Source organism: Pontibacter beigongshangensis (assembly GCF_014332515.1).
In the GTDB taxonomy this organism is placed as follows: domain Bacteria; phylum Bacteroidota; class Bacteroidia; order Cytophagales; family Hymenobacteraceae; genus Pontibacter; species Pontibacter beigongshangensis.
This window is the reverse complement of record NZ_VFSD01000005.1, coordinates 208,272-220,874: the sequence shown is the minus strand read 5'-3', so window position 1 is coordinate 220,874 and position 12,603 is coordinate 208,272. Positions and strand designations below refer to the sequence as shown.

The 12,603-nt window shown below is 47.4% G+C and carries 11 protein-coding genes; all 11 read right to left on the bottom strand.

Going from position 1 to position 12,603, the window contains the following annotated elements; all coding sequences use genetic code 11:
- Nucleotides 1-147 precede the first annotated feature (147 nt).
- Entirely contained in the window at nucleotides 148-1,617 is a 1,470-nt protein-coding gene (locus FJM74_RS06775) for a lipopolysaccharide biosynthesis protein (protein WP_187261810.1), read from the bottom strand.
- 12 nt (nucleotides 1,618-1,629) lie between these two features.
- Nucleotides 1,630-2,463 (bottom strand): polysaccharide pyruvyl transferase family protein, encoded by an 834-nt coding sequence (locus tag FJM74_RS06770; protein ID WP_187261809.1) that lies wholly within the window; start codon nucleotides 2,461-2,463, stop codon nucleotides 1,630-1,632.
- Nucleotides 2,464-2,573: 110 nt separating this feature from the next.
- A complete protein-coding gene (locus FJM74_RS06765; RefSeq protein WP_187261808.1) occupies nucleotides 2,574-3,560 on the bottom strand; it encodes a hypothetical protein in 987 nt (328 codons plus the stop codon).
- Between the two features lie 3 nt (nucleotides 3,561-3,563).
- Nucleotides 3,564-4,988: an MBOAT family O-acyltransferase gene (locus FJM74_RS06760; RefSeq protein WP_187261807.1), complete on the bottom strand. Its 1,425-nt coding sequence runs from the start codon at nucleotides 4,986-4,988 to the stop codon at nucleotides 3,564-3,566.
- A 37-nt stretch (nucleotides 4,989-5,025) separates the two neighbouring features.
- A complete protein-coding gene (locus FJM74_RS06755; RefSeq protein WP_187261806.1) occupies nucleotides 5,026-6,228 on the bottom strand; it encodes a glycosyltransferase in 1,203 nt (400 codons plus the stop codon).
- A gap of 184 nt (nucleotides 6,229-6,412) precedes the next feature.
- Nucleotides 6,413-7,204: a glycosyltransferase gene (locus FJM74_RS06750; RefSeq protein WP_187261805.1), complete on the bottom strand. Its 792-nt coding sequence runs from the start codon at nucleotides 7,202-7,204 to the stop codon at nucleotides 6,413-6,415.
- Between the two features lie 46 nt (nucleotides 7,205-7,250).
- A complete protein-coding gene (locus FJM74_RS06745) occupies nucleotides 7,251-8,108 on the bottom strand; it encodes a glycosyltransferase family 2 protein (protein WP_187261804.1) in 858 nt (285 codons plus the stop codon).
- 211 nt (nucleotides 8,109-8,319) lie between these two features.
- Entirely contained in the window at nucleotides 8,320-9,180 is an 861-nt protein-coding gene (locus FJM74_RS06740) for a glycosyltransferase family 2 protein (RefSeq protein ID WP_317175540.1), read from the bottom strand.
- Nucleotides 9,138-9,779 (bottom strand): acyltransferase, encoded by a 642-nt coding sequence (locus FJM74_RS06735; RefSeq protein ID WP_241738975.1) that lies wholly within the window; start codon nucleotides 9,777-9,779, stop codon nucleotides 9,138-9,140. The genes FJM74_RS06740 and FJM74_RS06735 overlap by 43 nt, the downstream gene beginning before the upstream one ends.
- Before the next feature lie 205 nt (nucleotides 9,780-9,984).
- Nucleotides 9,985-11,163: a glycosyltransferase family 2 protein gene (locus FJM74_RS06730; RefSeq protein WP_187261803.1), complete on the bottom strand. Its 1,179-nt coding sequence runs from the start codon at nucleotides 11,161-11,163 to the stop codon at nucleotides 9,985-9,987.
- Between the two features lie 128 nt (nucleotides 11,164-11,291).
- Nucleotides 11,292-12,518, bottom strand: a complete 1,227-nt coding sequence (locus tag FJM74_RS06725) for a glycosyltransferase (RefSeq protein ID WP_187261802.1) — start codon at nucleotides 12,516-12,518, stop codon at nucleotides 11,292-11,294.
- Nucleotides 12,519-12,603: the final 85 nt, after the last annotated feature.

Below are 12,603 nucleotides of genomic sequence, written 5' to 3'. Positions count from 1 at the left end.
TATGCAAGGCCGCATCCTGCCGGAGCAGCATTGTCAGGCATCCTTTGTTAGCTATGAGCAGCAGCATAAATAACCTCCGGAGGGGTATTTTGATTAGAATAATTGCCTCAAAAACAGATCAATAATATGTAATGGAGCACCTGCTCCTTAGGCGCTAATTGCTTTTTGCCTCCTCAGAATTTTGGTGTTTAGAGTATCCATCGCATACTTCCTGTAAGAAGTTGGTACAAAGGCGTATATTAAAACACCATACATAAGTATGCCTGCCACAACCAGGGTTATTATCCGTGCGATCAATAAATTATCTTCCATCAGGACTGAGGCCTTGATCAGCACAAAGGCCATGACAGATGAAGCGGCAAGTGCGGGAAATATGGCAGCAATGTACTTTTTCCAGCTTACTCCTGTTAAGGTAAGCGCGCACCAAACCGATGCCGGGTATAAAAGTAAAGCCCTTCCTGCAAATGCCAGCGCCGTAGCCAGTAGCCCGAACCTTGTGAAAATGGTGAAGGCGATAACATTGGTCACGGCATAAAGCAAGGTTAGCTTGGTTTGCCACTGAGGCTTATTCTTTGCCACCATAACACTCTGGTTATAATACCCGATGGAGGTAAGAAAACCTATTACGCTGACAACCTGCATAACCGGCACGGTGGCAAGCCATTTCTCGCCCAGAATGAGCAGCGTTATGTCTTCTGAAAGCACAGCTAGTCCGGTAAAGACAGGTGCTGTTACCATGGCCGTTAAGGTAGTGGAACTGAGGTATGCTTTGGCAAGCCCGGCATCGTCGTTCTGCAGCTTAGAAAACACCGGAATCGAAACCCGAAACAACGCTGCCGAAATAACCGTGTTTAAGGTACTGGGCAGCCTTTTGGCAGTTGTGTAAATACCTGTAGCAACCGACCCCAGGTAGTAAGTAACAAAAAACGTGTCGCTGTTCTGGTTCGTGGCATTGCTAAGGTTGGTCAGCACAATGTATTTGCTAAAATGCAGGATCTCTTTAAACGATGCTTTAGATACCTGCAGACCCGGGCGCCAGGACACGGTAAACCAGAGCAGCACCAGGTTGCAACCAGCTGTTATCAGTTGCTGGGCCAATACCGCTGCTACGCCAAAACCATGTAGGGCCATGTAAACACCGATGCCGCCCCCCAGCGCCACCGAAATGATAGACCGGATAGCAATAGACTTAAAATTTATCTGGCGCCTTAGCCTCACCTCGTGTATGCTGGATAGCCCGCTGATCAGGATGATGAAGCTGGTGGCACGCATTACTGTGCCCAGACCTCCGGAGGAGGTAAACTGCTCAAAATAATCTGCTGTAAAAAAAAGGAAAAGAAAAGCAGGAATCGAGCAGCCAAAGCAAAGCCAGAACCCGGTGTTGTAATCAGCCGCCGTAGGATTTTCTTTCCGTACCAGGGCGGTAACCACGCCCTCATTAATGACGGAAACAAAGATGTTTACAAAAATCAGCGAGAAAGAAAGCAGGCCGAAAATTTCGGGCTCCAGTATTCTGGCCAGCACAATAAAAACGGCTAAGGTAATAGCCTGCTTAAAAAAGTTGTCTGTGATTGACCAGAGTACACCTTTAAAAAATGTCTTTCCGGAATTACTCATCGTCGCTGCTTTTTATTCGTCCCAAAGATCTATCGGAAATGCATTTAATAGTTTTTGGGCATCGAAAACCGGAGGGGCCATGCCGCCCATTTCCAATGCTTCGGCAACAGTTGTGGCAAATTGTATTTCGCCTCTTCCTGTACCTAACAGGTAGTCGTTGTACTTAAACAGATTCTCCGTTTCCGAAAACCGGATATAGCAGGCCGGAATACCATAAGCCTCCGCTATTATTAAGCCGTGCAAGGAGCTTGCTATCACGAACTCGGCTTTCAGAATTTCTTCCACACATCTATTCCAGCCCCACACAGGCGATACTATATTCTCTGTTTTCAGAGCTTCTGCAATTACCAAATCATGCAGGTTGGGCACCACCACATATTTTTTCTGCGGATCTCTGCTGAACCTGCCCGGAAATATATGAGGCAGCAACAGCGCCGGGTCGCCGTACACTTCCGGCACAGCAATAGCCCTTTCTTGCAGGAATTCCCTGGTGAGCGGACCACGCACAGCGCGTACATCAAGTGTCGAAAATGTATGTTCGTTTACAGCTACTTTCCCATTTACTCCCGTTCCCCAGATTACATCTGTGTCGGATGCAAAATGAAGTACAGACCCAATGGCCAGCAAAGTGCGCCTGGTTTTGGTTTCCTCCTCGAGCAAATGATTCCGGTCGGCGAGCACCTTAGAAACGACAACTTTCGATAGGTGGTCGCCAAAGTTGAGCTCTCCGGTCAGCGGTTTCCAGTAGTACAGGTCTATGTGGTTGTAGTTTAATTGCTCTGTTATTACTGGTGTCGCTGGCTTCGTGAATCGTAGCTTATTAAATATTTTTTCTGATATGGCCATAAAGGATTATGCTGCTTTAGTTGAGTCGGATTCTGTTCCGATTTCAGTAGCTTCTGCAATTACAGCTGAGATTGCATGAGGGGCTATTGTCCGGTATAGTAAATGCTGCCCTACAAGGCGCTTGGTTTATCTGTTGACGCTCCGGCGGGTATCTTATTGAGGGTAAGCTTGGCGTTCTCGGTAGCACCTCCCAGCAGGTCTGCCTTTATGCGTTGGGTAAAATCCTTTACCCCATATTTGTTTAGGTGAATAGCGTCTGTAAACATCTTTATTTCGTTGCCATATATGTCGCCGTAGTTCACGTACTCCACTCCTTGTTCGCGCATCATGCTGGTAAAAGCAGCAACGTTGTGCTTATAATCTTCATCAATCAGGATATCGGAGACTGGAGATGTGAAAAGCGTAAGCCTGATATTATTTTCGTGGCATAGGGCTATGATCTGGTTCAGGTATTTATACTCCCCATCCAGCTTAAAGGCCAGCTTGCGCAGCTTAAGCGAATCGCCTGTATAGGCTACGCTGTTATAAAAATAGCCGCCATGTTTGTCGAAATCCTGTGGCACCAGGTTAAAGGCATCGTTAAAGAACTGATGCACCCCCCAGATGGTGTTGTAGCGGGCGTAGCGGTAAAACGGAATGTAGCGGTAGGCATACCAGTCTGCCCCAAAGGTTTTAAAATGATCGAATACAGCTTTTTCTTTTATGTAAGGAAAAAATTTGGGTATCGAAAACCGCTGCACATACTCATCATTAGCAGACCATGGGTCTACCTGCAGGTAGAGGTGATCTATCTTGTTGTTGTGCTCCAGAAAGAGCTTAAGCATCAGGTACTGATCGGTAATGTTACTGCCGTCTACAGAGATGTTAATGCCTCTCAGGTTCGTCTCATTCTCTATCTCTTCAATGTTAATGGTGGTATACGCTCTGGAGCTGCCATGAATAGCATAGTCAAACTCCTGGTCCTGCATTTTATACAGCCATTGTGTTTTGGTGTAATTTCCGGCTTGAAAGGTGCTGGTGAAGATCTCGTCTAGCACCCAGAAAATGCCGTAAAGGATTACAAGTATGGTGAAGGCATTCAGTAAAATCCTTTTCATATATCAGAACTGGAAATAGATGAAGTTACTTTGAGCTACAAACACACCGAAAAAGGCGATCAGCACGATAAGCGATATGTAGCAGGCAAAACGCACCGGTTTGTAAGAATGAAAATAATGCTGAACCAGCCGGAGTTCCTGACCTTTCTCTAACAGTAGCAGAAGCATAATCAGCGGGAAGCCTACGGCCAGGTTATACTGGTTTGCACCGTTAAGGGCGCTCACCTCATCCAGGAAATTATAGCTGAAGTTGAACATGTTCCCGATCAGGGTAAAGGCCTCCTGCATATTGTTGGCCCTGAAAAACAGCCAGGCAAAGCAGACAACCGAAAAAGTCCAGACGGTGCTAAGCACCGGGGGAACAGAGAATGAGATAAATTTACGTTTGCTGTTCAGGGCTTCTAAGGTGCTGATAAGCCCGTGTATAAAGCCCCATATAACGAAGGTCCAGCTGGCGCCGTGCCATACCCCGGAAACCAGAAAAGTGATGAACAGGTTGATCGCCCACCGGTTTACCGTTACCTTGTTTCCGCCAAGAGGTATGTACACATAGTCTCTGAACCAGGTGGAGAGCGAAATATGCCAGCGGCTCCAGAACTCTTTAACAGAGGTGGAGAAGTAGGGTGTCCTGAAATTCTTCATCAGGTCCACGCCCATTATCTTAGCCACGCCAATAGCCATGTCAGAATAGCCCGAAAAATCGCAATAGATCTGGAAGGCAAAGAAAACAGTGGCAATAATTACGGAGAGGCCATGATAAGAGTCTGGGTTGTTGTATACAATATCGACAAAATAGGCCAGCCGGTCAGCCACCACTACCTTTTTGAACAGACCCCATATAAAGAGCCGCAGCCCCTTAATGACGTTCTCGGGCACGATGGGTTGTGGGTTGTCCAGCTGGTGCAGCAGGTTCTGCGGCCTTTCTATCGGCCCGGCCACCAGCTGCGGGAAGTACGACACAAACAGCGCAAACTTACCGAAATGCTTTTCGGCAGGTTGGCGGCCGTAGTACACTTCCAGGGTATAGCTTAAGGTCTGGAACGTATAGAAAGAGATGCCAACGGGCAATATGATTTCGGCAAAAGGTAAGGCAAGGTCTACCCCAAATAGAGAAACACCCTCATTAACACTATCGATAAAAAAGTTGTAGTACTTAAAGTAAAACAGCAAACCAAGATTACTCACCAGACTTACGCCAAGCCAGATTTTTTTCCTGCCTGCTTCCGAGCTCTTCTCTATTTGCTGTGCCACTACATAATCTATAACCGTCGAAAGTATGATCAGGAAAATGTATTCCCATCTCCAACTCATATAGAAGTAATAGCTCGCCGTAAGCAGCAAGATCCACTTATAGCGCTTGGGTACATAATAATACAGTATTAGTATGACGCCAAAGAAGAGCAGGAAGGTAAAAGAGTTGAATAACATAGAAGCAAATCTTAATCTATAGCTTTAAAGAGTTTGGTTAAGCTGGCACAGGATGTTGTCTCGAGATCTTGTGGATGCAGTTCAGCAGGATCTCCGTCACACTTTCCCAGCTGAAGGTTTTGGCAAACGCAATTCGTTGCTGCTGTAATACTTCGGTATCCTGCAGCAGTGCTTGTTCGAGTTGCGCCAGGTAGCTACTGGTATCTTCGGCCAGGTACGTGTACTCGCTGAAGATCTCTTTCATGGTATCGGTAGCTGTTGCCACCACTGGCTTGCCGAGCGCCAGGTACTCTACTGTTTTCAGTGGGAAGTTGCTGATGGTGATGTCATTTATCACCTGCGGATTCACGCACACATCAAAATGTTTGATGTAGTTCGGAATTTCTTTTGTATGCTTTTTCCCTAGAAAATAGACGTTGGGCAACTGGTGAAGCTCGCTTGCTCTGAAGGCTTCGTCTTCGGGACCCACCAGCACAAAGCTCCATTGGGGCTTGGCACGGGCTGCCTCCACCATAAGCCGTATGTTCAATCTTAAACTAATAATGGCCCCAACATAGCCGATAATCGGCTGGGGTATGGCTGCCAGGTCGTCGGGGGCAGAGCCGGTGGCGAGGTTACAGAACTGCTCTAACTCCACACCATTGCCAATGTAAAAGCTGTTGGCGTTGTACTTTTGGGCCCTTCTGGTAAAGCCAAGCGAGTTGCACACCACGGCATCGGATTTGCGCATGAGCCTGGGCTCCAGTTCAACCCCATGCTTCCGCCAGTAGTCGGTGCCGATGGTATAGTCGCGGTCCAGGTAAATGTAGTGCCGCGGCTTCAGGATATCTTTCAGGTAAAAGCTCCTGAAAATATCTTTGTCATTGATCAGCACAAAGTCTTTAAACCCTAGTGTATCAAGCGCCTCCTGAATGTCTTTGCCGAACCTGTAGTTGTTTATCCTGTTCAATGCCGAAAAAACAGCTGTAAAAGGCACCCAGTTAATCGATTCAATTATCCGGGCCGGGTTCAGTACCCACAGGTTCGCGTCTGCTTGCGTGAGTGGCTCTTCTTTATTTTTGATGGCCTCGATATGGGCGGTAATGTAGCTGTCGTTACCGGAAGCAAGTACCGCCCGCCTGTCTATAGGAGCATTTACATACAATACCTTATGGTTTTTTGCCAGTTCTTTTGCCAGGCAGGTGGAGGTAGACTCTCTGTCTGTGTTGATTCTCTGTAGGCTGACAAAAACGAAATTCATAACCAAGGGGTAAGGGTACACAGTATGCTATTATTTATGCTTAAAACTCCTGCTACAAAAAACTTGGCCTGTAGGGACAGGAGTAATTATTCTAATCAAAAAAGACCTCCGGAGCGTCTGCAGCCTCTGCTGCTGCTGCTCAATACCTGCGTTTCAGATAACCGGACAACAGTTTGCAGAGAGCTTAAGCGTGCGGAGACTGCCTGGTAAAATGTATGTCGAAATTATATTTTATCTGCCTGTAAATATTTCTGCCATAAGCCACAATCGGGTTCCTGCTTTGTCGCCAGTTGCTGCGTTGCATGGTGCTGGGCTCCTCTGTAGAGTTTTTCTGCAGAAACAGCTGCTTGTATCCGTCAAAAAACAGGCCCTTGCCTTTGTGCTGGATAAAGGAGAGGCACATCAGGTACTCTGCCTTATCTGATTTGATGCCCTCTACGTAGTGCCCGAACTTTTCTAAAAAAGAGGAGCGCCGTAAATGCGGGTGATCTGTGTAATAATATATCTTTCTGTAGTTGGTGAACCAGGGCTTTATCACCATTTCTGAATACCCTTTTTTATATGGCTTCAGGTACGGGTAGGCGGAGTAGGCATAAAACCGGATAATGTCCAGCTCTTGCTGTGCCCGCATCATCTCCAGCGCATCTGCAAAGTGCGTAGTAAATGCTGGCAGCGGAATAAAATCTTCCTGCACATAGAGGGTAAGCGGCGTTTTTACTGCCCTTTGTCCTTTGTTAAGGTTGTTGGCGAGGCCTTTGTTTACCGGCGAGGTCACCAGCCGGAACGCATAGCTTTTCAGAAGCTCTTTCAGGGCTTTCAGGTGCTCTGGCTTGCTGCCGTCATCAGAAACTACGATTTCCTCAAATTCACAATTCAGGTCCTGGTACGACTTTAACAGGCGCTCTAAAGAGCTGCTCCTGTTATAGTGCGTAATGAGCAGGGTAACATCCTTGTAAATATGCTTTACTGTATCCATAAATTAGTGCCAGCTTTTGTGATTTCCTCCATTTGGTAGGGGCATCCTACTCATTTGTTATCCTGATATCTTTTGGCAGGCGGGAGTTGAAGTTGTTTTTGAACCGTTTTATTTCTTTGATGATGCGGGCCTGGAGTGCCTGCGAGAAATTGCCGGTGCGCTGCAGCGTGCGCGGGCCGGTCCAGGCGCGTGCTTTGTTGGAGCGTACCTGTTTTATTTTACCGTACTGCATCAGGCCCAGGCACAGCTGGCCATCGTCGCCCCAGAAGCTTGTTTTGATAAAGCCCACTTTCAGGCCCAGCTCCTTTACGTAGCCCATGCTAAGGCCGTAGGCATTGTAGTAGGGGCGTTTCAATTGCCGGAACTCTGCTATCACATCCTTCAGGCATTCCAGCACATAGAGCTTCCACCTTGGAAAACCTGGTTCACTTATAAAGGAATACCGGCCATACACGCATACCACTTCGGGCTGTGTCAGCACCTTCATCATCTCATCTACCCAGCAGGAGGGGTAGTAGCAATCCGCGTCGGCCAGCAATATGTAATCTCCCGAAGCGTTTTCCTGCCCTGTTTGCCGGGCTGGCCCGCAGCCCTGCTTCGCCTCAAACAGCGACTTTACGTGCAGCCGGTCTATGGTTTCCTGCGTCCTGTCCTTCGAGTTGTTGTTGATTACAATAATCTCAAACGGATACTGCGTTTTTATGGCAGCAAGGCTGGCTATGCAACGGATAATATTGATCTCTTCATTCCAGGCCGATATCAGGATACTGACCAGAGGCCGCTCGCTCTGAACTCTATCCAGGTTACGGTTGATGGTGTCAAACACCTGGGCAGGAACCTGGTCAAGGGTCTCGTAATCAAATTTCAGCTCATTTATCCAGCTTGGATTCGTGAAGATTCTCATAAGATTAATTCATTCTATAACAACAATACAGTAATTGCTCATTTATTTTGGACTGGCTCAATTTGGGAATAAAGTTAAATTAAATAATTAAATAATCATTTAAAATAATATACTTATTTGTATTAACAATGATTTAGTTGAAAAATAATGTTAATTCCGGTCCGTATATATGGTTTTTCGTTAATATAGCTGGCCACCTGAGCTTCATGCCTCAAATTTGTTTTGAATTAGCCAGCTCAATGGTGTTTTTCAGAATGCGAAACTTCAGGTAGAACCATCTCAGCAGTAAAATAAAGACTGCTTTCTGCTGCGTCCAATTGCTGCGCGCCATGGTGCTTGGTTCTGCAGAAGAATTCTTCTGGTCGAACATGGCGGCATATTCCTCAAAAAACAGCCCTCTTCCTTTGTTTTTGATAAATGACAAACACATCCTAAATTCTGTTGCGTCACCTTTTCTGCCTTCGGTATAGCGGCCGAACTTTGTAAAGAAAGAACTACGGCGTAAATGCGGGTGGTCGCTGTAGATATAAAATTTTAAATGATCTGCCCACCAGATTTGTTTCCTGAACACCATTTCAGAAAATCCTTTGCCATAGGGCTTCAGGTAAGGGTACTTAAAATAGGCGTAGAACCTTACAATGTCCAGGTCCTGCTCCTGGTGCATCATATCCATCGCCTTCCTGAAATTTTCAGGAAAAGCAGGCTTAGGCACAAAGTCTTCCTGCACATACAGGGTATAAGGTGCCTGTACGGCATCCTGTCCTTTGTTCATGTTGTGGCCCAGGCCTTTGTTTACAGTGGAGGTAACCAGCTTAAATCCGAAAATTGGCTGTAGTTGCTTCACTGCCTCCAGGTGCTCGGGTCTGCTTCCATCGTCGGAGACTACCGTCTGGCCGAATGCACAGTCCAGACCCTGAAACGCCAGTAGCAGGCGCTCCAGAGAACTGCTTCTGTTGTAGTGGGTTATCAGGAGGCTGACATCCTCAAAAATATGTGCTGCATTGGTCATGCCTTTTTCCAGGTTGAGGTTTAATATATTGCTGCCTTTTGCAGTACCTGTGCCTTCTCCCACTTTTCTGTTTCCGGATTATACTGTTTCAGTATCCTGGCGGGGTTGCCTCCTACTATGGTGTATGCCGGAACATCTTTTGTCACCACACTGCCTGCTGCTACCACGGCGTGCTTCCCGATGCGCACACCAGCCGTGATCACGGCATTCGCACCAATCCAGCAGTCATCTTCTATCACAATTTCGGCAGTGGTGCAGGGCTGGTCCTTTATAGGCATCCGCACGTCTTCGTAGCCATGGTTTAAGCCCGAGATCACCACGTGCTGCGCTATAATAACATGGTTGCCAATGGTTACGGGGCCAATTACTACATCAAAAAGACCGATAAACGTATGGGCTCCTATATGCACATGGCCCATGCCGTTGTTCACAACTGCATATTCTTCTACCACGGAGTTGGCTCCAACCGAAAACGGGTTGAAAGGCAACACATCTAAGCGTGCCTTGTTACGGAAAACAGCGTTTTCTCCTTTTTTGTGATAAAAAGGATTCATGAAGTTGCGAACCCACCAGCGGGGCCTTGCCTGGTTTTGGGGCATCAGCATGTAAAGTGCTAAGGCTTTCAGGCGGGAGTCGGACTTTATCTTTTGGATGATGCTCAATTTTTTGCCTCTTTAATTTTCATAATACCAGGTCGTTATGCCTGCAGATTCATCAGCACACTGCGTACTTTTAAATTGGTCTTGTTGAGCCAGTAAGCGCAGCGGCAAAGGGCCGGGGCATGAATTATTCAAATAAAAAACACCCTCCGGAGGCAATTGCTGCTGCTAAAGCCCAGACCGTTAATCCTGTATGCTGCTGCACTTGTCAGGTTCTGGCAGAGGATGTGGAAATAACCGCTCTTTCGGCTTTCTCCCAGGCAGCAGGCTGTGAGTTGCGCATAAACCTGAAGAAGCCGGCGAAAACTGCCACATTCATCATGGTAAAGTAGAGCGGCACAAGCAATAGTTTGCTTTTCCGGCCTCTGGTTTCTGCCTGCCAACCCAGCCACGACATAAAATAGAAGGCCACCTGCAAGGCAAGTAATATGCTGTAGAAATTGCCTTCCTGCCAGGCTATCGCCAGGTTGAGCGGCAAAAGCAGCGCAAGCATAAGCGGCGCCAGGCTCCAGCGCAGTACCCGGTGCGATACATACAAGAAGGTAACCACCGGCTGCCGAAACGGATTGAGCAGCGAGCTCAGGCGAACCATAGATTGCCAGCCACCGGCACAGATCCGCACTTTGCGTTTCATCTCCTCAGCTATCGACGTCGATGGCGCTTCAGTAGCAAAGGCTGCGGGCTCATACACTACCTTAAAGCCTTTCTCCACTATCCGCAGCGACTGCACAAAATCATCCAGAATGGTATCTCTTTCCAGTGGCTCATATAAGGCCGTTCTGAACGAAACCAATTCTCCGGCAGCTCCCATCAGACTATAAATATCGGAGTCGCAGCGCTTCAGAAATGACTCATATTTCCAGTACAGACCTTCTCCGGCACCAGGCGATGTTTCCATCGCCATCACTTTCTTTTCTCCGGACACAGCACCTACCTGGGGATCCTGGTAGTGCTTTGCCATTTCCGTTACGGCCTCCTTGTTAAGGTAAGAGTTGCAGTCGGTGAATATAACGAAAGGCGTTTGCACATGCTGCATGGCTCTGTTCTCGGCAAGAGACTTGCCGCCTCTTGCCGGTGAGTGCAGATGCTGGATCTGCGGATATGCTGCCAAAATCTCGGCGGCGTTATCGGTAGAGCCGTCGGTAATGAAAATTATCCTGAGCTTGTCGGCCGGATAATCAAGCGAGAGGCAGTTTTCTATTTTGCCCTGCAGGATGGGCGCCTCGTTGTAGGCAGGCACGACAAGGGTAACTTCTGGTTCGAAGTCTTTCAGTTGTTCAGGCTTGGTTATAATCGACTTTGTTTTTGCCCATACCCATGCCACCAGCGCATACCCGAAGTAGGTATAGAATACCAGGGCAACAGCAATCCAAAGACTAATCTCCATAACTCCCATATCAAGATGCTTTACTTTTTAGTTGTCTTTTTTTCCGTAGGTCAAACCGCTGAAGAAACCGATTAACATGAAAACGATGGCTGGAAATGCGAATATTTCGAATGGCATAACAGTATTTTTTAGTGTTGAACATTAACTTCTGATGACACCGCTTTGACCTTGTGCGGGGTAGAGAGGAAAGATGACTTTGCCTTGTTGATCTGTAGCAAGGCCTTTACCATGCAGAAAAATGCATAAGGCAAATGGAGTATGGCTTCCCATAATTTCCGGTTTCTGTAGAAGCGGCCGGGCAGGGCAATAAACAAGGCGGCACTCAGCATGAGCAGGAGCACTGCCCAGAAAGCAGGAGAGGGGCCTGCCGGTACAACAAAGGAAGACAGAAAGCATACACCCAAAACACCGATAAGTAAAATCCGGGGTACCAGGAAAGCCTGCAGTACTTTATTGAAGAACTCGTAGTTGCCAAATTTAAAGAGCTGCACAACACCCTCCGCCGCATACTTTTTCAGGAACTCGACCTGGGCTGCGATCCAGCGGGTACGCTGCTGGGTAAACACGCTGGCGTTCTCTATTTTCTCGTCGTACACATACACCTTGTCCAGGTAAGCTATCTTCTCCTGGTCCTTCACGATCCTGAAGTCAAGCTCCTTGTCTTCTCCCACTGTTTCGCCTATATCCTGGAGCAGCTCCTTCAGGTACGTAAAGCCGAAGGCCATACCCGAGCCAATCAGAGCTGACGACATGCCAATGGCATAATGCCCTTTCCGGTAGATATGGTTATTTATTTCTTCGTTGCAGGCATCCAGCAGGGCGAAGGCAGTTTCCATGTTTTTGGCAGTGCGGTGGGCCTGCACCACCTTATATCCTGCTCCAAAAGCTTTGTTAACCTCCTGCAGAAAGTTGGCTCCCATTATATTGTCCACGTCCAGGATGGCGGCAATATCATACTGGTTTTCTGGGAGTGCGTGCAGGGCTGCTGAGAGTGCTTTGCCTTTGGTGCTTTTCTCAAAGGCAACCTCTATCACACCCACGCCATTGCCTTTTAGCTTGGCGATGGTTTCCGGCTCCAGGCCATCTGCTATTACAAACACGTCGGCTTTGCCGGCATAGGAGTGGTTAAGGGCTGCTTTGCTGGTCTCGAGTACTACCTCGTTTTCGCGGTAAGCAGGAATAAGAATGCAGAACCGGCGGTCTTTTTTCAGAAGCTCCTGTAAAGGTTTTGCTTTAAAATGGCCGGCAACCGAAAAGAAAAGCAGGTAGCAGCAGTTAAACAGCAGGAAGGCTCCTGCCGTAAAAAGTAGTATATCCAGAAGTAAGCCAATTACAAACATAGTTGCTGTTTTCAAGTTTAGATGCAGGGCGTTGGTGCCAATGCTTTGCCTGGCGTGCTGCTATTAAATTATTTGAATGAAAATGACCATCTGCGTCATT